Below are 23,952 nucleotides of genomic sequence, written 5' to 3'. Positions count from 1 at the left end.
GTTATATTATCCATATAATAATTTTAAATATCATCACTCGTATATACTCGGTAATATGGTCCGAGCGTTTCTACCTAGTTCCCAATGAAAGAACTGGACTACGGGTTAAAGTATTCGGTCGTTCTATGTAATGAGTGCTACCGATTTATAATTTTGCATTTGTTTTATCTTTTGCTTAATTAACTTTGACTATCGTAGTTCTAGAAAGTAGAGAGTCTTCTACAGTTTCTAGAACTTTTTTCTTTGGACCAAAACCTTGAGTATAGAAAACAACAAGAGAAAGAGGAGAGATTATTTATGAAGAACAATCTGTTGAAAAAATATGGTGCCCTAGCAACTACTATCGCATTATCATTCTCAATACTTGCAGGATGTAGTGCTAGTCCAAAACAAGTAGCAGAGGCAAAAAGCAATCAAAACCCTATCTTAATTCAAGGTCCAATGCCGATAGAAGCTGAAAAATTTGCAAAAAGGTTAAAAAATGTGAAAGAAGAAAAATCTGGGAGTTTTGTATTTTATAAAGGAACTGTAGACAATTATCCTGTAATCGTTGCGAAAACAGGTAAAGGAATGGAAAATACAGCAGCCGCTACAGCAGTGGCTATTGAAAAATATAAGCCTATAGCGATTATTAACCAAGGAACATCAGGTGGACATGATCCTAATTTAAATGTATTTGATATTGTTTTAGGAAAAAAAGTCGCGAATATAGGTTCATTAAAAACAACAAATATGGATGAGAATCAAGGAATTGAGCCGGCAAAATGGATATCTATGGACTTAATGGCTTCTGAAGGAAGTGCAGGAGAAGATCCAAATGCTGAGAAAATCCGATACTACGAGGGAGATAAGGATTTACTTGCAGCAGCTAATGCAGTAAAGGATAAATATACAAAAGGTAAAGTGGTTGAAGGTACGATAGGTTCAGCAGACGTTTGGAATAATGAAGTTGATAGAATTAAGTGGTTCCATACAAAATACGGTACATCTGTAGAAGAAATGGAAGGCGCTGCCGCAGCGCAAATCGCAAAAGCTTATGACGTACCATTTTTAGGAATTAGAGTATTATCTAACAATAAAACAAACGGCGGAAAATACAACCCAAATACAGCAGCGGCAAATCAAGAATATGTATATGAAGTAGTTAAAAAGTATATAGATTCGATGCCAAATAAATAGAAGTAGTTTTATGCTCAACATAAACGTCAATTAGCTCCAAAAGTTTCCGGGACAGATAGATTTATCTTAGGAATGATAGTTGAAAAAGAAAAGCTTGTTTCTTATTAAAAAATATAAGAAATGAGCTTTTTTATTTAGAAAGAATTGAGTAATTAGTTTATAGCGTTAATGTATAACGTTGAATATTGTAATAATGTAATGGAGGTGAATGTAATATGGCTTTTACTACAGGTCCTATTGAAAACTTGGGAAATCAACCTGCTAATGCAAATAGAGTTAGGGTGAAAATCCTTAACCGTACTGCTGGCCCACTTACTGGAGTAGCTAGAGTTTTTAGACTTGACGGTTCAATAGTATTAATTGAACAGGTGAATTTCAATGTGAATTCTAATGCTTCTACTATTGAAACTCTAAGTTTAGTTCATCCTGCTTTTGGACAAGCATTTGAATATGAAGTTCAAATTGTTCCTAATCAACCGGGTGGGCTATATAGTGTTTATGGAATAACAACTGAAAGTGTTATCATTACTGCACAACGGGTTGTGAATGCAGAATTAACACAGTTTCTTTAATTAAAATGGATTGGTGCCTACATGGTATCCAATCTATTTTTGTACTTATTCTTCAGAGGAGGAAGAGTTTTATACAAAAAATAAAGACAGTTATGGAAAAAGGAAAAGTCGAGCTATTATCTTGATTTGTACTATTTCTGTCCTAGACTCTATCTGTTTTGTTGCACGGTTTTCTTTGAATGATTTTTATTCAAAATGTTTTTTGAACAATTTATTAAATATGCATAATTGCATAAAAAAATTGAAAATTATAAGTTAACATTAAACTACTTTTTAATTGTAAAGAATAGTTTAATAATCTTTACTAGAGAAGGATGTTCCTTGTGAAAAGTGAATTTTTTTGAAAAGTAGATAAACCAAAAGTGTGGAAATGATACAGACTGAATAGGGTTTTGTATTAAATAAAAAGAGAAGGGGAATGGAGTTTTAAACGTTTTCGTAGTTTTAGGGAGAACATTTTTAGTGAATGACTTCAAATTATATTTTAAAGGGGAAATGGGTATATGAAGTTCCGAAACACAAAACTTGCTATGGTTACACTATCTTCATTTTTTATTTTAGGTTCAGCATCTCTATCATTCACAGATATCATACATGGTGAAGTAGTTTCAGCATCTCCACAAGTAGATACGTTTTCAGCACAAGAGGTTACTGTAAAAAACTATGACGATACATATTATAATAACGCTATAGGAAAAACGGGTTTAGAATTAAAGAAGGAACTTCATAATGTTATTGATAATCATACAAAGATATCATACAGTGCGGTTTGGGAAGCGCTAAGAGATACTGATGAAGATCCAAATAATAAAAATAATGTGTTGCTCTTATATACTGGGCGTTCGCAAGGGAAATTTACGAATGGTTCAGGAGTTAATAACTGGAACCGAGAGCATGTTTGGGCAAAATCTCACGGTGATTTTGGAACGGCTGCAGGACCTGGAACAGATTTGCATCATTTAAGAGCGACGGATGTATCTGTAAATAGTTCACGTGGAAATCTGGATTTTGATAATGGTGGTATGAATCATTCGGAAGCGACAGAATGTAAATATGATAGTGATTCTTGGGAACCTCGTGATAGTGTAAAAGGAGATATCGCTAGAATGCTGTTTTACATGGCTGTTCGTTACGAAGGAGATAACGGCGAAATAGACTTAGAACTAAATGAAAAGGTCAATAACAATAAAGATCCATACATGGGGAAACTATCTGTTTTACTAAAATGGAATGAACAAGACCCTGTCGATGATTTAGAGCGAAAGCGTAATGAAGTGATTTTTACAAAATATCAACATAATCGCAATCCTTTTATTGATCATCCTGAATGGGTAAATAAAATTTGGAAGTAAAATACTTAAAGGTATTTTACTTCGAGAGAAGGGATTGATCACTATGGTCAATCCCTGTTTATATCTATACTAGAATAAGTGATTTTTATAGGATTGGAGAATAGAATAGATATTTTATCAAGTTAAGTATAATATGAGTCTTTTAGTACGGTCCCCACTCAATATTCACGCCAACAATAAGAAAAATAAGTCCGATGATAAACCAAATGAATGCAAGTGGAGCCATAAATCGAATCCATTTTCCATAAGAAATGCCACTCGCTGCGAGAACGCCCATTAAAACACCGGAAGTTGGGTTGAGGCAGTTCACAACACCTTCGCCAAGCATAACAGCCTGTACTGTAACTTGGCGTGTAATATGCATGAAATCAGCTAATGGAGCTAATATCGGAATGAAAATAACAGATTCTCCTGTCCCGGATGAAATGAGGAAATGTAATGCGGCACTACTTACATACATACCGATAACCCCAAATACAGGGCTATGTCCTTCGAGAGACTGTGCGAGTTGGTTAACGATTGTATCAAGTAATTTGCCTTGTTCTAAAATGACTGAAATACAACGAGCCATTCCGACGATCAAAGCACCGTAGATGAGATTTTGACAGCCTGCTAGAAAAGTAGAAGCGATATCGTTCGCTTTCATGCCACCTATTATTCCAGCTGTAATTGCTATGAAAATAAAAGTAGCGGTCATTTCTGCATCCGTCCAATGTAGCCGAAAAGCTCCTATTAAAAATACAAGTAATGATAAAGCTGAAACGAGTAAAATTAATTTATGGCGCATTGTCCAAGGAACTTCTGTTTTCTCTGTTTCTTTCTCACTTGAAAGAGCGTTACTTGGAAACCAGTTATCTCCGAGTATGCTTCCTTTATTCGATTTTTTTAAGCGTTTTACATACCAATTAATATACAAAATGGTGGCAATTAAAAAAGAAACATAGATTGCTGTGCGTAAACCAATCCCTGAAAACATCGGAAGTTCTGCGATTTTTTGTGAAATGCCTAAAGGTGAGGGAGATAATATAGTAGCATTAAAACCAGCATAAGTGCCTAAATAAATAATTGCTACGCCGACGATAGCGTCCCATTTTAATGTGCGTGCAACGATGATGCCGATGGGGATAAAGCCGATAACTGAGTTAACGATAATGCCAGTCGTCCCGAGAATAGAAAAGAGTGCGGCGACAATACAAATGAAAAGTAATTGCTGATTACGAAATTTGTTAATCACATGATAGATTAAACCGTCAAGAGCACCTGTTTTTTCAAGAATCGCAATAGCTCCACCCGTAAATAAAATTAAAAAGATGATAGGAGCAGCAAGTGTCATTCCTTTTTCAATAGCAGTAAAAAAAGAAAGAAATCCTACCGGCGATTGTGGAACAGAATGATAACTTCCTGGTATTGTCGTTGTAACAGTACCGTTTGTAACTCTTTTAAACTCTCCAGCAGGAACGAAATATGTAGCAATGGCACAAAGTAAGGCAATAAAAAATAGTAGTACGTACGCGTCAGGCATTTTAAACTTTCGTTTACTAGGCTGTTTTTTTGCCTCGGTCTGTAATTGCATAGAACCCCTCCCTTTCACTTTGTTAATTTTTAATATTCTGAAATTTATCTGTGAAATAGATTATAATAAAGGTAGCTTCTTAAGGCAATAGTTTTTCTATCCTTTTTCTGCACATACAAATTATTGCAACATTAGACAGGGAAACGAAAAAAATCCAAGAATATGTAATATAAAAGGAAAAGAAAAGAGGGAAAGAGATGTGGAAAACTACGGATCTATGTGATGAATTTGAACAGGAATTACAAATATGTCGCCAGTCTTTTCAATCTTATGGAAAGAAAGAACAATTCTATGGGAAAATCGCAACAGTAAAAGTGAAGGATGATAATGTACTAGTAAAAGAGGGGTTACAAACACTGCCGGAAGGAACAGTATTAGTGGTTGATGGCGGAGCTTCTAAAAATTGTGCGTTACTTGGTGATAATTTAGCAGCTATTGCGGAAGAAAGAAACTTAGCAGGAATTATTGTAAATGGGTATGTTCGTGATTCTATGGATCTAAAAAATATTAATATTGGTATTTTAGCATTAGGGACGATGCCAAATAGAAGTGTAAAAGAAGGAAAAGGAGAAAGAAATATTCCGGTGCAATTTGGTGAAGTTGAATGGAAGCCGAATGAATATGTTTATGTAGATGAAGATGGGATTATTGTTAGTGATAAAAGCTTTCATAGTGAGGGATGACTTCTATTAATGGAAGCTTATTAATCTATTATTCTTAGAAAATAAATCTGATAAATCATGGACAAAAATCTTTGTCAATAGTAAAATAATACAGAAAATCAAAATTTGCAGAATGTATAGGTTTATCGTGTTTACGATAACTTGAAAAGGGATTAAATTTTGCCTAGAAAAGTGAATGTTATCACAATGGTGCGTTCATAAACGAAATTATTTTTCCTATACAAATATAGACGCGAATAATGCGGGTAGGAGGTGTTGTGTATTTTGTTCGACACTTACAAAAAGAGAGTGTCAATCACACGCCCTTAAAGGGTCTTTTTTTGTGTAAATGTTAGTAAAGGGAGGAAATTTTGGGATGGCAATGTTAAAGAAATGGCTGCTTACATCATTAATGGCAGTGGCACTTGTATTTGTTTCTTTTACGAATACAGTACATATTACGTTTGCTGAAGGAAAGACAGCGAAACTTGCAATTATTGGTGAATCACAAAAAGGAATTATGTTATGTCCAAAAGAAGTTTCCATTGAAGATGGAGAAACAGCTTTTAGTTTGCTACAAAAAGTCATGGGTGACAAGGTAACATCTGAAAATATGTCATTTGGAACGTATATAAAGGGTATCGATGGATTAATGGCCGGAGCAACGAGCGGTTGGTTATATGATGTAAATGACCAATCTGCAGAAGTTGGTGCGGATAGTTATAAATTAGAGTCTGGGGATGTTGTTGCATTTCGTTACGTTGCAGACTGGAGCAATATGAGTCAAGAAACATTGCAACAAACGCTGGATAAATTTGGAACTTGCAAAACTGTAGAAGAGCCAAAGACAGAGGAACCGAAACCAGAGGAACCGAAAACAGAAAAACCAGATGGTAAAACAGAGGAACCAAAACCAGAAGAACCGAAAACAGAAAAACCAGACGGTAAAACAGAAGAACCAAAATCAGAAGATAAAACAACAGAACAACCAAAGCAAGAGAAAGTTGAAATTCCAGTAGCACAATTAAATGAAGCAATTTCTAAAACGTCAGAAAAGATGTTACAAGATGGAATTGGTAGTGATTGGGTTGCGATTGGACTCGCTCGTTCAGGTGTAAATATTCCACTTGAAACGAAAATAAGCTATGTTCAGCCAGTAGCTGAAAAGGTTAAGAAGCGTTTAAATCGTTTTTCAGCAACAGATTTAGCTAGAACGATTATTATGATGAATGCAATGAATGTAGATCCTACAAAGGTAGAGGGACAAAATTTAGTACAAAATTTATTTGAATCAGATAAAGTGAATTCTGTTACAGGATACGCATTTACATTACTTGCATTAGATACAAAGAAATATGAGGTTCCAGTTGAAGCGAAATGGAATCGAACTACTTTAGTACAAGCACTTTTACAGTCACAGCATACAGACGGTGGCTGGACGTATGATAGTTCAAGTAGTAAAGAAAGTGCTAGTAGCGTTGATGTAACAAGTATGGTATTAGCTGCATTAGCTCCTTATCAAGATCAAACAGATGTAAAGCCAGCTATCCAAAAAGCTGTTGATTATTTATACAAGCAGCAGCTAGGTAATGGTGGTTTTGCCGCTGATGGACGAGAGAATTCTAATAGTACTGCACAAGCAATTATGGGACTATCGCTAGTTAAAGATGTAGATCACGATCGTCTTAATAAAGCAGTACAAAATTTAATGTCATACCAGCTTCCAAATGGTGAGTTCAAATGGTTACCGAGTGATCAAAAAGGTAGCGGAATGGCTACAGAGCAAGCATTTTTAGCTTTACTTCAGTTTAAAGATCTTGGAAAATCGATTTATGATTGGTCAAATGTAGTAGAGAATGAAATCGATACGAAACCAATTGTAGAGCCAGAGACAACTGTAGAAGAAAAAGAAGTTGTAGAACAGCCGAAACAACAAGAACAGTTACAAAAACAACCAAAAGATGAAAATCTGAAAGTTGTTGTAGATAACGAACGAGTTAATAAAGAAACAAGCAAGAATAAGAATCAATTACCACAAACAGGAGCATCTTCTCATAGTGCAGCAACAGAAGTAGGTATGGGTGTATTATGTATTGCTTCTGCATATGTATTATGGAGACGTAAAGCAGCTTAACAAAAATTAGGAGCAATCATTTGCTCCTAATTTTATTATGAAAGGTGAGGGACAGCATGAGTAAGATGAAATGGTTCATTTCTTTAGTTCTTTCATTGGGATTATTAGCCGGATGTGAAGAAACGGCTGTAAAGCCTGAGAAGAAGGCAGAACCGAAGCAAGAAGAGCAAAAAGAAGTAGCGAAACAGGAAGAACAAAAAGATGTACCGAAACCGGAAGAGAAACAACAAGAAGAGCAGAAAGATAAACAAGAACAGAAAGTAGAAGAGAAACAAAAAGAAGAAAAAGCGCAGGCACAACCGGAAGTAAAGAAAGAAGAGCAACCAAAGGAACAGCCTGCTGCAAATAAACAACCGGAACAACAAAAAGTACAAGAAGAGAAACCTCAGCCGCAGAAAGCGCCAGAAGAAAAAGAAGAAGCAAAGGTTGTTAATCAGCCAAAAGAAACACCAAAGCAGGAGCAAAAAGAAGATCCAAATAAAGGTCAAAAAGTAACTGTACCAGCTCCCCCAACACCGGTACCAGATCCAGTACCGCCAGTGCCAGATCCAATAATACCAAAACCTAAACAAGTTACTATCTCCGTAAAAGGACATGAAGGATATATATTAGGTGCGAAGAAGGTTGATGTACAAGAAGGTGACACTGTTTATAGTGTGCTAAAGAGCACAGGGCTAGAGCTTGATGTAATGGGATCTAAAGGTGATATTTATGTAAAAGGTATTAATGATTTATATGAAAAAGATATTACTGAAACTAGTGGATGGAAATATCGTGTGAACGGTGCTTTTCCAAACTATAGTGCTGGTGTAGTGAAAGTAAAACCAGGAGATACAATCGAGTGGGTGTTTGTATTAAAATAGGAAAGGATCTTCGGTAAAGGACTATGAAAATAAGCTTTTCTTCTTTACATCCTTTTGTGAATTTTTTCTATTATATTGGGGTGATGATACTATGTATGATGTGTCTTCATCCTCTTTTTTTAATTGGAGCGATTATACTAATAGTAATTTTAAATATAGTACAAGGGAATGGCGATAAAATAAGAAAGATGCTACCTAGTACTATCGTGTTCTTTTTGATGGTTATTTTATTTAACTCTTTATTAACACATAGAGGAGCGACTACGTTATTTTGGTTAGGAGATAGCCGGATTAAGCTTGAGGCCTGTATGTATGGACTTGTTATGGGATTATTATTAGTTGCAATTATGTTTACGTTTGCTTCGTATAATGATATTATTTCGAGTCATAAATTTTTATATTTATTTTCCAGAATTTCACCGAAAGTAGCATTGTTAACGATGATTACAGTGAGGTTTGTTCCTTTGTTTATTAGGCGGTTAAAGAAAATTACACTCGTCCAAAAAACGAAAGGTGTGCAATTAGATTCAGGTTCACTCATTGAGCGTATAAAAAATGGGATGAAATTACTGCAAGTGTTATTAGTTTGTTCGTTAGAAGATGCACTACAAACAGCAGATTCTATGCAAGCTCGTGGATTTGGTGTAACAAAACGTACGACTTATATTCGGTATAGAATGGAAAGACGCGATTGGTACACGCTAAGTTATTTAAGTATTCTATTTATAGCCTCATTCATATTTAGTTATTATGGAGGAGGGAAATTAATCATCTATCCGAAAGTGGAATCAATACTATTCCAGCAATACGATGGAATGATGTTTTTATTATTTATGATGTTTGTTAGTTTACCAATTATGATGGAAGGAAGGGAATGGATATGGTGGCGCATGCAGAAATAAAGAATTTATCATTTATATATGCTGATGAAAATGAATACGCGTTACAGCATATTTCTCTTTCTGTTCAAAAAGGAGAATTTATAGTACTTGCTGGTGGTTCAGGATCTGGGAAGACAACTTTATTGAAACATTTTAAAAAGGAGTTACTTCCAATTGGTACACGTTCTGGGCATACATATTATGAGGGTGTTTTATTAGAAGATGTACCAGATTTATTATCTGCACAAGAAATTGGTATGGTATTTCAAAATCCAGAAAATCAGCTCGTAATGGATACAGTTATTCAAGAATTAGCATTCTCTTTAGAAAATATCGGGTTACCATCACATATTATTCAAAAAAGAATAGCGGAACTCATTAGCTTTTTAGGATTTCAAGATTTATTGCACCAATCTGTTCATACGTTATCTGGTGGTCAAAAACAACTAGTAAATTTAGCGGCAGTATTAGTCATGCAGCCGAAGCTACTATTACTGGATGAACCGACAGCGCAGCTAGATCCGATTGCTGCAAAAGAGTTTTTAGGATTGTTAAAACGTATTAATGAAGAACTTGGAATTACGATAGTTTTAAGTGAACATCGTTTAGATGAAGTTATACCGCTCGCAACACGTGTTGTTTGTATGGATAATGGCAGAATCATTTATGATGGTACTTCTAAAAGTGTGATAGCGAACATGTGGGAAGTAGAAAAGTTCCATCCATTCATTCCACAAATTCCAAGATTGTTTTTAGAATGGAATGTAGAAGATATTCCGTTTACAGTACGAGAAGCGCAAATGAAAATGAATGATTTTTCAGCGATATCATATAGGAATGGGCAAGTAGAACAATGTGAAAAGCAAGAAGTGATTTTAAGTGCAGAACATATATCTTTTCAATATGAGAAAAATAGTCCACTTATTTTGCGAGATTTAACAGTAAACATCGAAAAAGGAAAATGGACAGCTCTAGTTGGGAAAAACGGAACTGGGAAGTCTACACTGTTAACGATTTTAGCAGGATTGCAAAAAGCTAGAAGAGGTAAGGTAAAGTGGAATGGAAAAGTGATACATAAAATTGATTCGAAAGAACGATTTAAAAGTATAGGGTATGTATCGCAACATCCGTATTATCATTTTACATTTGATACAGTATGGGAAGAGGTTTATGAGCGTGCTAATGAATTATATGGTGAAGAGGGAAAAGTAATAGCAGAAGAAATGTTGAAAAAGTTCTGGTTAGATTCACTTAAAGAGCGCCATCCACATGATTGTAGCGGCGGAGAGCAGCAATTACTAGCATTATGTACAACGTTATTATCAAAGCCAACTTTATTATTACTCGATGAGCCGACAAAGGGACTAGATCCATGGAAAAAGGAAAGAGTAGGAGAGCTGTTTAAACAGTTGCAAAAAGAAGGTACAACAATTGTAATGGCAACGCATGATATTGAATTTGCAGCAAAATATGTAGATCAATGCATGATGTTATTTGATGGGAAAGTTATTATGAATGATGCACCGAAAGAGTTCTTTAGTGGTAACTTCTTTTATACAACATCTATTAATCGATTCATCCGTAAAGAGTTACCGTTTGCATTAACGTGGGAGGATGTGTACGAAGCGTGTCCAAACGATATGTTGCATTCATAATTTGTATTTTTATAGTAATAATAGGCACATTACTCTTTACTACACTTATCATGGACGGTTATTACATGTTAAGTAGTTTGTTTTTATTAGCTATCATTATGTTACCTTTCTATATCCGTTTTGAAAGGAAGGCGTTTGTTTCACGTGAAATTGTTATCGTTGCTGTGTTAGCGGCGATCGCAGCAGTTAGCCGGGTACCATTTTCGATATTACCGAGTGTACAACCGACTTCGTTTGTTATTATCGTTTCTGCAATTGTATTTGGGAGCGAAACTGGCTTTATGATTGGGGCAACGGCAGCTATCGTGTCTAACATCTTTTTAGGTCAAGGTCCGTGGACGCCGTGGCAAATGTTCTCTTGGGGTATGATCGGTTTTATAGCGGGATTACTCCGAAATACATTTTTGATGAAAAAACTGTGGGGAAGACTGTTGTACGGATTCGTCGTTGGATTTTTATTTGGTTGGATTATGAATTTCTGGGGTCTTCTCGGTTTTATACAGGAAGCAACGTGGGAAACAGTTATTGCTTACTATGTCGCAAGTTTTTCTTTCGATCTTAGTCATGCGATATCGAATGTTATTTTCCTTCTGTTATTTAGCACTTCATGGATTACGATCCTCACAAGATTTAAAAAGAAATATGGTATATTAGATGAGCATAAGGTGACATAGAAAAGCATACTCATATAAGGTAGGGTCGCGACTTACATATTCGTTTGCCTCTTTCATGCTTCTTACATATTGTAAGGAGCATTTTTTTATTGTCAAAAAATAGATCCAATATAAGTCAGCTATTATATAAAAATATTTGTATAATATTAGGTGAGAATTATTTTCAAAGAGGAGGTGTATAGTTAATGAAGTTAGTTATTCCGAAGCAGCACGGTGCATGGGCCATGCTTGTTATACCATTTCTATTAAGTGTCATACTTGGGAACCCTACTTTCTATCATATCCCACTGTTTTTAGCGTGGTTCTTTATCTATTTAGCTACGTATCCATTTCTCATGTACATAAGGCAAAGACGAAAAAAAGAATTGCTACACAATGCAATGGTGTATTCTATTATTGCACTCGTATTTGGGATGATTTCTTTATTATATGAATGGCGGATTCTTTTATTCGCAGTATTAATGATTCCATTGTTTATTGTAAATATGTATTACACTCGTCAAAAAAATGAACGAGCATTACTCAATGATATTTGTGCGATTATAGTGTTTTGTATAGGTGGTTTAATAAGTTATTATTTTTCAATGAAGCAAATCGATAAAACCGCAGTATTCATTGCGCTTATTTCATTTTTGTATTTTTTAGGAAGTACGTTTTATGTGAAAACAATGATTCGTGAGAAAAATAATCCGAAGTATCGTCTCATATCTTGGGGGTATCATATTGTATTGACGGTAATTGTATTTGCTATCCATCCATGGTGTTCTCTTATATTCGTACCAAGTGTCATTTGAGCGATTATATTGTATGGCAAAAAAATTTCTACATTAAAAGTAGGGGTTTTAGAAATTGTTAATTCTGTATATTTTTTAATCATAACGGCAATAATAATGAAGTATGCCATTTGAAAAAACTTCCCATCTATTGATGGGAAGTTTTCAATCTTTTTCTAAAATGTGAACGGTATAATCACATCTTTGCAATGCTTGCTCTACGGCGTAAAGGGATTGTTCAATACGTGCGCGATTAAAATCTTTTTCAACTGTTTGTAGTGCTTCTTCTAAACAATGTTTTGCTTCTTTTAATGATTGAAAAGAATCTTGTACATATCCGCGGGCGTTTTGATACATTTCATAGTCCTCCTTTTTTACTCATATACATGTAGTATGAACACTGAGGAGAAAAATATAATTTGTTATATTTATTTGACAATTAAAATGAAATTACGTATAGTTTATTATAAAGTGAATATTTTCTTATCCAGAGAGGTGGAGGGACTGGCCCGATGAAACCCAGCAACCGCGATGCAGGTGCTAATTCCAGCAGAACATTTTTGTTCTGGGAGATAAGACGAAGATATACGTAACTTCTTCTTATCGGAGAGGTTTTTTTGTTGCAAAAAAACCGATTACGAAAACATATAATAAGAAGAAAGGGGTTGCGAAGTACTGTGACACTCGAAAAATACGTAAAACTGCGTAGTACAGTTTATGAATATATGATAGAGCAAGATAAGCCAATATCATTGTTAGATATTCAAGAACATATCGTTTCGCATCATGAAGGAAAATTCACGAAAAAAATGTTACATCAATTTTATTTATCAAGACTATTAGATGAACTCAAACTGGATGGGAAAATTACTTTAGCTGATGATGAATATCGCTATGCTGAAAAAGGGGTATTTTATAAAGCGGGAAAAGGGAGCTAGGCTCTCTTTTTTTTGAAGTATGTAGTGTAAAAGACTGCTAAAGCAGCCTGATACAAGGGAATGGTGTTGAGTGTGTAGTGTCAAAGATTGAATGTGCCTGAAAGAGGCACTTCATTATCGGCTGCAAATAAAAGAGACACCTTCGCCGAATAGGTGTCAGTCGTTTTGTCACGTAGACTCGCTATTTGACAGTAATTAGAATAACATGCGGGGTTTTTGAAGTCAAAAGGGAATTAAAGGAAGGAGTGTTGTTATGTACGCTTACTTATTAAAAGATATAACGAAATGGATTCCCAAGTACATTATAGATAAAGGTTATGAATATTATGAAGAGGGACATGTAGAAGATGTTGACATACACGATAAGAAAGTATTTGCTTTTGTTACTGGGAATGCAGGGAATTATGAAGTGATTATTGATCTAGAAGATTTTACAGAAAGTAGCTGTGAGTGTCCATATGAGAATTTTTGTAAGCATATGGCGGCAGTTGTTTATGATATTCAAGGTGCTGGTGAGAGTACGGTTAAAGAGAAACTGAACGGTCTAGAAAAAGAAGAGTTACTAACAGTATTAAATCGTTTGTTACAAAGTTCGAAAAATGTACAAATCGTAGAGAAGATGTTAAAGAAGGGGAAACGTTAACTATAGAGGGAGTTGTTTTGTAGTGGACGTACTAATTATATACGCTCATCCTAATCCTTCAAGCTTTAACGGGGCAATTTTAGAGCGTGTGCAAAAAGGACTACAGAAGACAAATCATTCTGTTACGGTACTTGATTTATATAAGGAACAATTTGATCCAGTACTTGTATTTAATGAAGAGAAAAAAAGACGGGATTTACTATATGAAGAAGAGACGAAGCGATATAGAGAATTAGTGAAAGCAGCGGATACTCTTCTTTTCATATATCCGATATGGTGGTGGGGCATGCCTGCTATTTTAAAAGGATTTATCGATCGTATTTTTATAGCTGGATTTGCTTATAAATATGAAGGAGCCCTGCCGAAAGGTTTATTGAAAGGAAAGAAAGCATGGGTTATTAATACGTTAGACTCACCGTTATGGTACGTGGCACTATTATATCGATCAGCGGATTGGATTATGATGAAGCGAGAAAAGTGGTTATTACAAATAGAAGAAAAGGCTCATACATTATGACTGAACTTGATCGTATTATAAAATGTTGCAATTGTGATGACGAACTTTTTCGGACGTATATTACGTGTTTACTTCAATTGAAGAAGTGTAGCGAAGCGTTTCAACAAGTTCAAATACAATTAAGAAATGATTATTTAATAAGAGGGATTTGTGAAAGAGAAGTGGATGAGGTAGTACGAGGAAGTAAAGAATATGAAATACATTTTCTTCCTAAAGTATTACAGTGGAATTTCTTGAGGGAAAATCCACATTTGATTGAAAAAATATGTGAAGATTTTTTTGCATTTGAGGCATTAAATCTTACGGAGATAGAGTGGAAGATGATTATAAATTGCATGGGAAATAAATGAATTATTATGTAAAAAAGCTAGTATAAAACTAGCTTTTTGTTTAAATAAATAAGAAACACAGACTAATGATAAATCCTGCATAAAGTAAATTAACAACACAAAATCCCATAATATCACGAGCGCCTAAACCAGCTATTGCTAATGCCGGTAATGCCCAGAAAGGTTGAATTAAATTTGTCCAAGCATCGCCCCATGCAATGGCCATCGCTGTTTTCGCAGCAGGTACACCAAGTTCAGCGCCAGCTGGAATCATAATTGGTGCTTGCACTGCCCATTGACCGCCTCCAGAAGGAACGAAAATATTAACAATTCCAGCACTTAAAAATGTAAAGAGCGGGAAAGTAGTTTCATTTGAAATGCTAATAAAGAAAGTAGAAATAGCTCCTCCAAGCGAAAGCCCTTCACTATTTACTCCAATCATCATGCCCATAATTCCAGCATAGAACGGAAACTGAAGTAAAATACCAGAAGCGCTCTTTGTTGAGTCAGAGAAAGCGCGAATATATTGAATCGGAGTACGGTGGAAAATAAGACCCGCAATCAATAACATAAAAATAACGATATCAAGTGTAAGGTTAAAGCCTTTCGTACTAAAATAGTTAAAAATATAAATAAGACCTAATAGCCCGATGCAAAGTGTAATAATCATACTATTTTCCATTTTTTCAGCGAATGTTTTTTGCTCTACTTCTTGAGCTGCAGCTTCTTCACGGAATACACTTGGATCCACTGTAATCGTATGTTTTTCATCTGGATGCATTGCTTTATTAATGAGAGGCATCGTAATTAAAAAGATAATGACTGGAACGAGAGCGTATGGTGAGAATAACGTTTCTGTTATTGGAATCGCTTCTTTAATACTTCCAGCCGTCGTTTTGATTAAAGTTTCGCCGCCTGTTGCTAACGTAAGAGGGATAGAAGCAGAAAGGCCTGCATGCCAAATGAGAAATCCGGAGTAAGAAGAAGCGATTGCTAACCTATAATCTAATCCGTCTAACTGTCTTGCCACTTCTTTTGCATATAAAACAGAGACAACAATACCAAATCCCCAGTTTATGTATGCTCCTAGTAAACTTACAATTGAAATTGCGATAATACCTTGGCCGTTCGTTTTCGGTAGTTTCGCTGCTTTCGTTAACCCTTTTTTAATAAGTGGGGCATTTGCTAAAGCAGATCCTGTCACGAGTACAAGAGCCATTTGCATAGAAAAGGCGAGAAGTCCCCAAATGCCATTGCCCCAGTGCGTGATCATTTCTACCGGTGTTTGGTGCGTGGCAAACATGCCGAAGAAGATAACGAAAACAGTTAATAAACATGATAAAATAAACGGTTCTGGCAAGAAACGTTGCACAAGGGCAACACATCCATTTGTAAACGAACGAAACAAAATAGATCAACCTCCTTATGTATGTTTATCCCGCTATTTACGGGCTAATAATCAGTGGGGGATGAACAAACCCCCCACTGATTAAAGTTTCACTGTATTACAATATTCGAGGTTGTTTGAGTAACATCCTTTAATGTATAGAAAATTCAGATATTAAAGATAGTTGTCATAATGTCTAGGTAGATTGATATTTTATATTGAAATGTTATTTCATTTTGAACTGAAATTGAAAAGAATGCTCTATATACAAGGGAAGAGGTGGTCATAGACGAATATGACCATCAAATTACAGGTGACCCCGCTATTTGCGGGCAGTAAAACTCCCACCTCGAAATTCGGCGAATGCTAGGAAGTTAGGTGGGAGATAACTGCCCGTAAACGCTCGATTGGTGCGGGCTAATAATCGGTGGGGGATGAACAAAACCCCCACTGATTAAAGTTTCACTGTATGTAAGATCCAGATTATTGAAGAAGGATATTAGCTATTATTAACGAATTTTGAATTACAAACAAACTTTATCAAAAGTGGTGAGATAATATAGAGAATAAAACAAATTTCTTTTTGGATATGAAAATAGAAAAATGTATAGTTAGCAAGCTTCGGAGCGCTGGTTGTGTTTTCGCAGAAGATGAGACCCGGTTACTTATGTCAGAGGCACTAACTCCAGAGGACCTTATGAAAATGGTAGAAATGCGAGTCAACGGTCTACCTCTGGAATACGTTGTTGGATACACGGAGTTTTGTGGTCTACGAATAGAAGTGGATCGAGGTGTTTTTGTACCACGTAAACGTACCGAGTTCCTTGTTCATCAAACAGAGGTCCTGTTGCGTTCTAGCGATATCATTGTTGATCTATGTTGTGGATCAGGTGCTGTGGGTGCCGCACTGGCATCAGCTTTGGGACGAGTTGAATTGTATTCTGTTGACATTGACCCTATCGCAGTACAATGCGCTAGCCGTAATGTAACGAATTTTGGCGGTCATGCTTTTGAAGGTGACTTGTATAAAGCTCTACCAGACTCACTTAAGGGTCATGTAAATATCCTAGTTGCGAACGTACCTTACGTTCCTACCGAAATAATAAAGTTTCTCCCCCGTGAGGCACGCCTATATGAACCAAATGTAACGCTTGACGGAGGGGACGATGGTCTTAACATTCTACGAAGAGTCGCAGAAGAAGCTTTACTCTGGTTAGCTTTGGATGGACATCTTTTAATAGAGACGAGCGAAGTTCAGGCACCTCAGGCCTTTGAAATCTTTGCTGCTGCTGGGCTTAGCACAAAAGTCGCTAGAAACAAGGAACTGGATGCTACTGTCATTATCGGTTCTAATTCTAGCTTTTAGAGTAAATAAGCACGATTCAATGAATATAATCATTTTGGTAATCAATCTCTACAAGGGGGAGAATCAGGAAAATACGGATTTACAACACTAAGAAGTGTTAATACATAAAAAAGTGCACCTCCGATTGTTAGAATGTGTCTAATAAACGGAGATGCACTTTTTTTATTTACCTTATTGAACTAAAGCATCTGTTAGCTTAATAGTAAAGGATTAAAATCCACTATTTCTCCCAAAGTTCGATCAATCGACCTTCAGGATCTTTAATCCAAATAAACTTTCCAAATTCACTAATCTCTTCTTTCTTTTCAAGAGGTACACCAATATGTTCAAGATGCTGAATAGTCTCGTTTAGATTATGTACTTGGAAATTTAACATCACTTGTTGTTCTGTTGGAAAATAACTGTCATTCTCGGTAAAGAAAGAAAAGATAGTCTCAGTTCCTAATTCAGGTTTAATCACAGTCCCATTCCAATTTTCTATTTCAATCTTCAACACTTCACTGTACCATTTTTTTATAACATCAAGATTGTTAGTTCTCCAAAATATTCCTCCGAAACCTTTTATCATTGTATTTAACTCCTGTCTGTCTTTTAGTTTTTAATGACATAAGTTCAACCTTCAATAAAATGCAGTGCACAACGGGAATGGTGATCGATTAGATCTTTTGCAAATTGTTGATTCGGAAATCCTCTGTGAAGCAATCTCAACCCGCCTGAAGTTAAGGATATATGATGATGGAATCGATAGAATAACATCCTGTTGGGATCGAGAGTACCATTCTTTAAATATCGATAATAATCCCCAAATCGAAACTGCAAAAAACTGTGCTCATGCTCAATATCAAAGAACTCGGCTCCTTCGATATCAATCAAATAAGGTTCTAGTTTGTCATTAATTAATACATGATCAGGGCCGAGTTCCCCATGTATAAATCCATAACGACTTCTTGGTTCAATTTTTGATTCAAGCTCGTACAATGTATCGAGTAGATTGCTATGACTAGCCCTGATGCTGTCAATATGTTGGCATGCGTAATCTAAAGCTCTTTTTGCATTCTTCATTTGCAAGTGATGACATTTTTCCGTGTTGATCCTACTTTGATTCGCTTTCCCATGAGTAAGTCTCTCGTTAGCATGCATGTCTGCCAGCATATCTCCTATCCGCTGAAACACTTTATCTTTAACATATGAATCGGAATGTTGAAAATAAACTTCTGCCTTTTGTCCATTTACATATTCAACGAGAGCATAATCATAAGGATAACGGTTTCTTTCCTTATTCAGATCATATAGAAGGGGAGTTTGAATTCCTTGTTGGATTAAATACTTGTTATTTAATTCAAATAAATCACTACTATAGGAGTGCTCATGTATATCTCCGTTTGCTATTTCTTCTTGAAAATAATTCATGGTAAGATCCCAAACATACAGAACGCAGGAAAATCCATTGCTGCAGTCAATCTTATAGACTACCTTTTGTGCACCACCATGCATTTTCGTTACACTAGAAACCAAATAACTGGTACCAAAGACTTTTTGCATATACTCCTGTAAATCAGATTGATCAAGGTGACAAGTGATTCTCAATGAATAACCCCCCTTTTTTAGGTTTTGCTGTCAATCAAACTATATAAAAAATCTAACCAAAAGTATAGACTGTTTATTTATAATTTGTTATGATGTTAAATTGGGTCTGAAAAAATAGTCATATAAAAACGGGTTGGAGCTCCAATGGTTTTTTTGATGAAATCATTCTTACTTCTCAAATACCTCGCCACACAAAAACTTAAAATGTATTACAATGAATGAATCTATACGATTTTCAATCCTTCTTCTTTTCACTAACTTTACCATTATTTTCAATTGAGTATTACTGCCCCGTCAGTTTAAGTGAAAACCTTCGCAATCTCAATGATCTATTCAAACTTGAATAATCCAATTGCCTGAAAAGGTTCCTCAACAATCTGGCCCTTTAGTGGAGTAACTTTATTGCTACTTAGCAGTTCCTTAATTCGTCTTTCAGTTCAGATCTTCTTTTCACTATAAAAACATCTCTTTAGATAAACAGATCCAAAGGGACAAAACATCGCGTCTTTTTTATAAACAGCGTGACTTTATTTAAAAGCGATATTAAAAATATTCTTCAAATCCTGGAAGCATATGTTTGCCGCAAATAAAAAGAACCATAAGCTTGCCAAACGGCAAAATTATGGCTCTTATCACAAAATAAAAGCAATGTGCGGTCTTTTAAATTACAGTATTAAGAAGTTTCGCTAATTTTAGTATCTGTATGAGTGTTAGTAGCAATTCTTTTCTTTACCTTTAAGTGATAGTAGGTGTAGCAAAAGATGATAAATGGTACAGTGCAATAGATTCCTAGTCTTTGATTCGGGATAAAGATAAGACTTATTAATATAATGCCATACAATCCAAAACCAAGAATTGGTACAAGAGGATAAAGTGGAGTTTTAAATTTTAAGTCTTCTAATTTTCCACCTTCGGCTAAATAATGTTTACGGAAAAAGAATTGAGAAACACAAATTGACATCCAAACAATAATTGTAATGACTCCAGAAATTGAAATCAGCCATAAGTAAACTGTTTCAGCAGCTACAACGCTTGTCAAAAGAGAAAAAGCAGAAATAGCTATCGTTAAGATTAAAGCGTTTAGAGGTATCCCTCGTGATGATAATTTCTTTAAAAAGGCTGGAGCCATATCATTTTTTGATAATGACCAAAGCATTCGTGTTGCAGCGTACAGCCCTGAGTTTGCGACAGAAAGAACAGCAGTAAGAATAACAAAGTTCATAATATCAGCTGCATAAGGAATACCTATATTATCAAAAACAGCAACAAACGGACTCTTAGTTAATCCTGCCTCTTCCCAAGGAATTAAAGCTACAAGAACAAAGATTGCTAAGACGAAGAAAAACATCGTGCGCCATATTATATTTCTAATAGAACGAGGTAAAGTCTTTGCTGGATCTTCACTTTCACCTGCTGCGATTCCAACAAGTTCTGTACCTTGGAAGGAATAGTTGACTGTAACCATTGTTAAAAGAATAGCGGCAAGTCCATTTGGGAATAAACCACCATGATTTACAAAATTTGAAAGAAGCGGAGCGGGTTCGTTTCCTTTTAAATCAATAAAGCCGAACATAGCGGCGCCGCCAAGAATAATGAAAGCAATAATGGCAGATACTTTTATACTTGAAAACCAAAATTCTGTTTCTGCATAACTACGAGCAGATAATGCGTTAATAGTGAATATTGTAACACCAAATATTAAACACCAAACCCAGACAGGAATATCAGGAAACCAGCGCTGCATTGTAATACCAGCAGTTGTAAATTCAAGACCGGTCGTATTCGCCCAGCTTAACCAATACAACCAGCCGATTGTAAACCCAGTGGCAGGGTTAATGAATTTGGTAGCATATTCCTGGAAAGATCCTGAAACAGGCATTGCTACAGCAAGCTCACCAAGACATAACATAACAAGATACATTAATAATCCACCGGCCATAAAGGCAAGTACGGATCCACCAGGTCCAGCTTGACTTATAATAAAACCAGATCCGTTAAATAACCCCGTTCCAATCACACCACCGAGTGCAATCATGAATAAATGTCTACTTTTCATCGTGCGCTTTAATTCATTGTTTGAATTGTTTACTTGCGTCATTGTTTTCCTCACTTTCAAAATTGGTAGTATGAAAATTGATGTTTTTCCGTATTATGGAATGCATTCCGTGATGTGAAATCCTGTTATAATTTTCAGATAATTAAGAGAAAAAGTCAATATTTTTTTGTTTGCGTTTTCAAAATGTTGATAGCGTATCTTTTGTTTATTTTGAAAATTAAATAAATTAATTGATTTCAGTTTGAATTTTTGTTAAATTGATAGTTAATTAGGCTAAACATACTACAAGTAAAGTTGAGGCGAGTTATGGTACAGTCCATTGATCGAGCGATAGGTATTATTAAGTTGTTAAATTCTACAAATGAAAAAGAGTATTGGGCTATTTCTGATATAGCTGATAGAACACATCTCCCGGTTAGTACAGTACATAGGTTACTGAACTCTCTAATGGAGCATGGATTAGTTACGCAAATTTCAGAAACAAAACAGTACAAGATTGGACCAATGTGGATGGAAATAGGATTACGTCAATTGGAGAAGGTAGACTATAGATCTGTTGCAAGAGAAGTGATGAAGCGTTTGGCCTCTGAAGTTGAAGAAAGTGTTTATTTGAACATTCCAAATGGAACACATTCTATTATCATTGAAAGAATTGATAGCCCTTTAAAAATTCGAGTTATCGATAACTTAGGGGAACAGATTCCACTTTCGATTGGTGCAGCAAATAAAACGATGCTTGCCAATATGAACACGAATGAAATGGAACACATTGTAGAACAATTACTTTCTTCTTTACCAGAACAAAAGCAAATCCTTTCCGATCAAATAAAGCAGATAAGAAACGAAGGGTATGCTGTGAGTTATGGTGAAAAAACAGAAGGGACAGCTTCAGTAGCTGCACCTATTATAGGGTTTAATCATAAAGTAGTAGGAGCATTAAGTATCGGATTGATTAGTCATCGCATTAATGATGATCGACTATCTTTTCTTATTAGTAAGGTAAAACAAGCGGCTCATGAAATATCAATAAAAATCGGCAGAACATCAGAAGTATAATTTTGATAACTGTCGTCATTTTTTATTCATATATTGGAATTGATTTTCATAATGCGGAAAAATAGGGGGATTTATATGTCAAAGTGGCAATCTAAAGAACAATTGGTGCAATTATTAAGCAATCTTGTTGAAATTCCTAGTATTACAGGTTCAGAAGCTGAAGTTATATTGCCAGACTTTGTTGTAGAACAATTATCTGACTTACAGTATTTCAAACAAAATCCGCATCATTTGCAAAAAAATCCGACGGGGGATGGACGATATTTTGTTACAGCCCTAGTAAAGAAAAGTGATAGTACGAAAAATACTGTAATTCTTGTTAGTCACTTTGATGTTGTAGATGTACAAGATTACGGAGTGTGGAAAGAAGATGCATTTAACCCTAAAAAGTTAACATCTATGTTTTATTCTCATAAAGATGAGCTACCAGATCATGTACGTGAAGATATTGAACAAGGAGATTGGCTCTTTGGTAGAGGAACAATGGATATGAAATGTGGTCTAGCTTTACAAATGGCGATGGTTGAACAAGCTTGTGAAGGAAGATTTGATGGGAATGTTCTTTTATTGGCTGTTCCAGATGAAGAAGTGAACTCTGTAGGGATGAGGGCTGCTGTTCCGAGGTTATTAGATTTAGCAAAAGAACACGACTTAGATTATAAAACGGTCTTAAATTCAGAGCCTATGTTTTCAAGACATCCTGGTGACCAAAATAAGTATATTTATACTGGTTCTATTGGCAAAGTGTTACCTGGTTTCCTTTGCTATGGAAAAGAGACACATGTAGGCGAACCTTTTGCAGGGTTAAATGGGAGTTATATGGCTGCATTATTAACAGCAGAATTAGAGTTGAATACGGACCTTTGTGATATTGTAGAAGGGGAAGCGAGCCCTCCACCAACTAACTTGCTTCAAAGAGACTTAAAGGAGGATTATTCTGTACAAATTCCTCATCGTGCTGTCACATTATTTAATTTGTTTTTACTAGAAAAAACGATGACAGATGTAGTTTCATTGTTACGTCAAAAAGTAACGAAAGTAGCAGAGAAAATCGAAGAATCGTATGAGGAGCGCGCGTATCATTTTTCTAAGTATAATCCGTTCATACCGCCGAATCTCAAAGTAAATGTATTAACGTATGAAGAGCTTATCGCGTATGCAATTGAACAATATGGACAAGAAAAAATAGATGAAATTCAATCCGATATTATAAAAAATAGAGAAGATAAAGATGATCGTGCGGTAACTATTGATTTAGTAGACAAATTAGCTATCTTATGTAAAGAAAAGGCTCCAATGATTGTACTTTTCTTTGCTCCGCCATACTATCCAGCTGTGAGTTCACGCAACAATCCTTTAATTAAAGAGGCAGTTGTAGAAATGAAAAAGTATGCCCACTATAATCATAGCATTTCATTTGAAAATCAAAATTATTTCGGGGGAATTTCAGATTTGAGCTATGTGGGCTTACAGAACCCATTGGATTCAATGAGTTCTCTTGTAGACAATATGCCATTATGGGATAAAGGATATTCAATTCCACTGCAGGAATTAGAAGAATTTGACGTTCCAGTATTAAATATGGGACCGGTAGGAAAAGATGCACATCAATGGACGGAGCGTCTGGACGTAAATTACGCATTTGAAACGTTATTAGATATGTTACCTATATGTATTGAAAAACTACTTGTTTCTAATAAAGTTACACAGTCATAGTTTCTGTGTAAGGGGGATAAAAAAAGACCGTAATAATAC

Annotated in this window: 22 protein-coding genes, 1 pseudogene and 2 riboswitches; of the genes and pseudogenes, 17 read left to right on the top strand and 6 right to left on the bottom strand. The window is 35.5% G+C overall.

Annotation, left to right across the window (positions count from 1 at the left end; translation table 11 throughout):
* The first annotated feature begins 17 nt into the window (after positions 1-17).
* A riboswitch (purine riboswitch) is annotated at positions 18-121 on the top strand.
* 176 nt (positions 122-297) lie between these two features.
* From LUS72_RS16050 to LUS72_RS16040, 3 genes are all read left to right on the top strand, one after another.
* Positions 298-1,179, top strand: coding sequence for a 5'-methylthioadenosine/S-adenosylhomocysteine nucleosidase (locus LUS72_RS16050; protein WP_097833174.1), 882 nt, complete (start codon positions 298-300; stop codon positions 1,177-1,179).
* 215 nt (positions 1,180-1,394) lie between these two features.
* A complete protein-coding gene (locus LUS72_RS16045) occupies positions 1,395-1,751 on the top strand; it encodes an ATPase (RefSeq protein ID WP_264447187.1) in 357 nt (118 codons plus the stop codon).
* Between the two features lie 503 nt (positions 1,752-2,254).
* Positions 2,255-3,103 (top strand): endonuclease I family protein, encoded by an 849-nt coding sequence (locus tag LUS72_RS16040; RefSeq protein WP_264447184.1) that lies wholly within the window; start codon positions 2,255-2,257, stop codon positions 3,101-3,103.
* A gap of 142 nt (positions 3,104-3,245) precedes the next feature.
* Here LUS72_RS16040 and LUS72_RS16035 read toward each other — a convergent pair whose 3' ends face one another.
* Positions 3,246-4,676: a YfcC family protein gene (locus LUS72_RS16035; protein ID WP_097833172.1), complete on the bottom strand. Its 1,431-nt coding sequence runs from the start codon at positions 4,674-4,676 to the stop codon at positions 3,246-3,248.
* Positions 4,677-4,873: 197 nt separating this feature from the next.
* Between LUS72_RS16035 and rraA the strand changes: the two genes are divergently transcribed.
* The 7 genes and pseudogenes from rraA to LUS72_RS16000 all read left to right on the top strand — a co-directional run bounded on the left by rraA (position 4,874) and on the right by LUS72_RS16000 (position 12,453).
* A complete protein-coding gene (gene rraA, locus LUS72_RS16030; protein WP_097833171.1) occupies positions 4,874-5,359 on the top strand; it encodes a ribonuclease E activity regulator RraA in 486 nt (161 codons plus the stop codon).
* Positions 5,360-5,714: 355 nt separating this feature from the next.
* Positions 5,715-7,472: a DUF4430 domain-containing protein gene (locus LUS72_RS16025; protein ID WP_264447179.1), complete on the top strand. Its 1,758-nt coding sequence runs from the start codon at positions 5,715-5,717 to the stop codon at positions 7,470-7,472.
* Positions 7,473-7,528: 56 nt separating this feature from the next.
* A complete protein-coding gene (locus LUS72_RS16020) occupies positions 7,529-8,335 on the top strand; it encodes a DUF4430 domain-containing protein (protein ID WP_097833169.1) in 807 nt (268 codons plus the stop codon).
* Positions 8,336-8,358: 23 nt separating this feature from the next.
* Complete coding sequence (locus LUS72_RS16015) at positions 8,359-9,237, top strand: energy-coupling factor transporter transmembrane component T (protein WP_097833168.1); 879 nt, start codon at positions 8,359-8,361, stop codon at positions 9,235-9,237.
* Positions 9,210-10,871: an ABC transporter ATP-binding protein gene (locus tag LUS72_RS16010; protein WP_141533423.1), complete on the top strand. Its 1,662-nt coding sequence runs from the start codon at positions 9,210-9,212 to the stop codon at positions 10,869-10,871. The genes LUS72_RS16015 and LUS72_RS16010 overlap by 28 nt, the downstream gene beginning before the upstream one ends.
* Positions 10,844-11,545, top strand: a complete 702-nt coding sequence (locus LUS72_RS16005; protein ID WP_097833166.1) for an ECF transporter S component — start codon at positions 10,844-10,846, stop codon at positions 11,543-11,545. The genes LUS72_RS16010 and LUS72_RS16005 overlap by 28 nt, the downstream gene beginning before the upstream one ends.
* A 185-nt stretch (positions 11,546-11,730) precedes the next feature.
* A pseudogene (locus tag LUS72_RS16000) lies at positions 11,731-12,453 on the top strand (YwiC-like family protein).
* 30 nt (positions 12,454-12,483) lie between these two features.
* Here LUS72_RS16000 and LUS72_RS15995 read toward each other — a convergent pair.
* Positions 12,484-12,675 carry a hypothetical protein gene (locus LUS72_RS15995; RefSeq protein ID WP_071744158.1) on the bottom strand — a complete coding sequence of 64 codons (192 nt, stop codon included), beginning with the start codon at positions 12,673-12,675 and terminating at the stop codon, positions 12,484-12,486.
* A 123-nt stretch (positions 12,676-12,798) separates the two neighbouring features.
* A riboswitch (SAM riboswitch) is annotated at positions 12,799-12,897 on the top strand.
* A gap of 38 nt (positions 12,898-12,935) precedes the next feature.
* Here LUS72_RS15995 and LUS72_RS15990 point away from each other — a divergent pair.
* From LUS72_RS15990 to LUS72_RS15975, 4 genes are all read left to right on the top strand, one after another.
* Positions 12,936-13,256 (top strand): hypothetical protein, encoded by a 321-nt coding sequence (locus LUS72_RS15990; RefSeq protein WP_002110869.1) that lies wholly within the window; start codon positions 12,936-12,938, stop codon positions 13,254-13,256.
* A 253-nt stretch (positions 13,257-13,509) separates the two neighbouring features.
* Positions 13,510-13,899: an SWIM zinc finger family protein gene (locus LUS72_RS15985; RefSeq protein WP_097833165.1), complete on the top strand. Its 390-nt coding sequence runs from the start codon at positions 13,510-13,512 to the stop codon at positions 13,897-13,899.
* A gap of 22 nt (positions 13,900-13,921) precedes the next feature.
* On the top strand, positions 13,922-14,416 hold the full coding sequence (locus LUS72_RS15980; protein ID WP_264447164.1) for an NAD(P)H-dependent oxidoreductase: 495 nt from the start codon (positions 13,922-13,924) through the stop codon (positions 14,414-14,416).
* Positions 14,413-14,766 (top strand): group-specific protein, encoded by a 354-nt coding sequence (locus tag LUS72_RS15975; RefSeq protein ID WP_141533424.1) that lies wholly within the window; start codon positions 14,413-14,415, stop codon positions 14,764-14,766. The genes LUS72_RS15980 and LUS72_RS15975 overlap by 4 nt, the downstream gene beginning before the upstream one ends.
* A 40-nt stretch (positions 14,767-14,806) precedes the next feature.
* Here the strand turns inward: LUS72_RS15975 and LUS72_RS15970 are convergent, their stop codons facing one another.
* Positions 14,807-16,153 carry a short-chain fatty acid transporter gene (locus LUS72_RS15970; RefSeq protein ID WP_097833163.1) on the bottom strand — a complete coding sequence of 449 codons (1,347 nt, stop codon included), beginning with the start codon at positions 16,151-16,153 and terminating at the stop codon, positions 14,807-14,809.
* Positions 16,154-16,721: 568 nt separating this feature from the next.
* Here LUS72_RS15970 and LUS72_RS15965 point away from each other — a divergent pair.
* Positions 16,722-17,498, top strand: a complete 777-nt coding sequence (locus tag LUS72_RS15965; protein ID WP_264449067.1) for a putative protein N(5)-glutamine methyltransferase — start codon at positions 16,722-16,724, stop codon at positions 17,496-17,498.
* 220 nt (positions 17,499-17,718) lie between these two features.
* Here the strand turns inward: LUS72_RS15965 and LUS72_RS15960 are convergent, their stop codons facing one another.
* The 3 genes from LUS72_RS15960 to LUS72_RS15950 all read right to left on the bottom strand — a co-directional run bounded on the left by LUS72_RS15960 (position 17,719) and on the right by LUS72_RS15950 (position 21,183).
* The gene (locus LUS72_RS15960; RefSeq protein ID WP_097833162.1) at positions 17,719-18,066 is read right to left on the bottom strand and encodes a VOC family protein; all 348 of its coding nucleotides are present in this window, start codon (positions 18,064-18,066) and stop codon (positions 17,719-17,721) included.
* 44 nt (positions 18,067-18,110) lie between these two features.
* On the bottom strand, positions 18,111-19,040 hold the full coding sequence (locus tag LUS72_RS15955) for an aminoglycoside phosphotransferase family protein (RefSeq protein ID WP_264449066.1): 930 nt from the start codon (positions 19,038-19,040) through the stop codon (positions 18,111-18,113).
* A gap of 718 nt (positions 19,041-19,758) precedes the next feature.
* On the bottom strand, positions 19,759-21,183 hold the full coding sequence (locus tag LUS72_RS15950) for an amino acid permease (protein ID WP_264447160.1): 1,425 nt from the start codon (positions 21,181-21,183) through the stop codon (positions 19,759-19,761).
* 264 nt (positions 21,184-21,447) lie between these two features.
* Here LUS72_RS15950 and LUS72_RS15945 point away from each other — a divergent pair, with 264 nt between their 5' ends.
* The gene (locus LUS72_RS15945) at positions 21,448-22,197 is read left to right on the top strand and encodes an IclR family transcriptional regulator (protein WP_097833160.1); all 750 of its coding nucleotides are present in this window, start codon (positions 21,448-21,450) and stop codon (positions 22,195-22,197) included.
* A 75-nt stretch (positions 22,198-22,272) separates the two neighbouring features.
* Entirely contained in the window at positions 22,273-23,913 is a 1,641-nt protein-coding gene (locus tag LUS72_RS15940; protein WP_264447157.1) for a M20/M25/M40 family metallo-hydrolase, read from the top strand.
* Positions 23,914-23,952 lie beyond the last annotated feature (39 nt).

Source organism: Bacillus cereus (assembly GCF_025917685.1).
GTDB lineage: Bacteria > Bacillota > Bacilli > Bacillales > Bacillaceae_G > Bacillus_A > Bacillus_A cereus_AT.
The sequence above is the reverse complement of the archived record's forward strand: the minus strand, read 5'-3'. Positions and strand labels throughout refer to the sequence as shown.

What these genes read in the sequence shown, in the direction of transcription:
- LUS72_RS15995 (WP_071744158.1), bottom strand. Translation starts at nt 12,675, where the DNA reads ATGTATCAAAACGCCCGCGGATATGTACAAGATTCTTTTCAATCATTA.
- LUS72_RS15985 (WP_097833165.1), top strand. Translation starts at nt 13,510, where the DNA reads ATGTACGCTTACTTATTAAAAGATATAACGAAATGGATTCCCAAGTAC.
- LUS72_RS16040 (WP_264447184.1), top strand. Translation starts at nt 2,255, where the DNA reads ATGAAGTTCCGAAACACAAAACTTGCTATGGTTACACTATCTTCATTT.
- LUS72_RS15965 (WP_264449067.1), top strand. Translation starts at nt 16,722, where the DNA reads ATGAAAATAGAAAAATGTATAGTTAGCAAGCTTCGGAGCGCTGGTTGT.
- LUS72_RS16045 (WP_264447187.1), top strand. Translation starts at nt 1,395, where the DNA reads ATGGCTTTTACTACAGGTCCTATTGAAAACTTGGGAAATCAACCTGCT.
- LUS72_RS16050 (WP_097833174.1), top strand. Translation starts at nt 298, where the DNA reads ATGAAGAACAATCTGTTGAAAAAATATGGTGCCCTAGCAACTACTATC.
- LUS72_RS16035 (WP_097833172.1), bottom strand. Translation starts at nt 4,676, where the DNA reads ATGCAATTACAGACCGAGGCAAAAAAACAGCCTAGTAAACGAAAGTTT.
- LUS72_RS16010 (WP_141533423.1), top strand. Translation starts at nt 9,210, where the DNA reads ATGGATATGGTGGCGCATGCAGAAATAAAGAATTTATCATTTATATAT.
- LUS72_RS15975 (WP_141533424.1), top strand. Translation starts at nt 14,413, where the DNA reads ATGACTGAACTTGATCGTATTATAAAATGTTGCAATTGTGATGACGAA.
- LUS72_RS15950 (WP_264447160.1), bottom strand. Translation starts at nt 21,183, where the DNA reads ATGACGCAAGTAAACAATTCAAACAATGAATTAAAGCGCACGATGAAA.
- LUS72_RS15940 (WP_264447157.1), top strand. Translation starts at nt 22,273, where the DNA reads ATGTCAAAGTGGCAATCTAAAGAACAATTGGTGCAATTATTAAGCAAT.
- LUS72_RS16020 (WP_097833169.1), top strand. Translation starts at nt 7,529, where the DNA reads ATGAGTAAGATGAAATGGTTCATTTCTTTAGTTCTTTCATTGGGATTA.
- LUS72_RS15955 (WP_264449066.1), bottom strand. Translation starts at nt 19,040, where the DNA reads ATGCAAAAAGTCTTTGGTACCAGTTATTTGGTTTCTAGTGTAACGAAA.
- LUS72_RS15960 (WP_097833162.1), bottom strand. Translation starts at nt 18,066, where the DNA reads ATGATAAAAGGTTTCGGAGGAATATTTTGGAGAACTAACAATCTTGAT.
- LUS72_RS16015 (WP_097833168.1), top strand. Translation starts at nt 8,359, where the DNA reads ATGAAAATAAGCTTTTCTTCTTTACATCCTTTTGTGAATTTTTTCTAT.
- LUS72_RS15945 (WP_097833160.1), top strand. Translation starts at nt 21,448, where the DNA reads ATGGTACAGTCCATTGATCGAGCGATAGGTATTATTAAGTTGTTAAAT.
- rraA (WP_097833171.1), top strand. Translation starts at nt 4,874, where the DNA reads ATGTGGAAAACTACGGATCTATGTGATGAATTTGAACAGGAATTACAA.
- LUS72_RS16025 (WP_264447179.1), top strand. Translation starts at nt 5,715, where the DNA reads ATGGCAATGTTAAAGAAATGGCTGCTTACATCATTAATGGCAGTGGCA.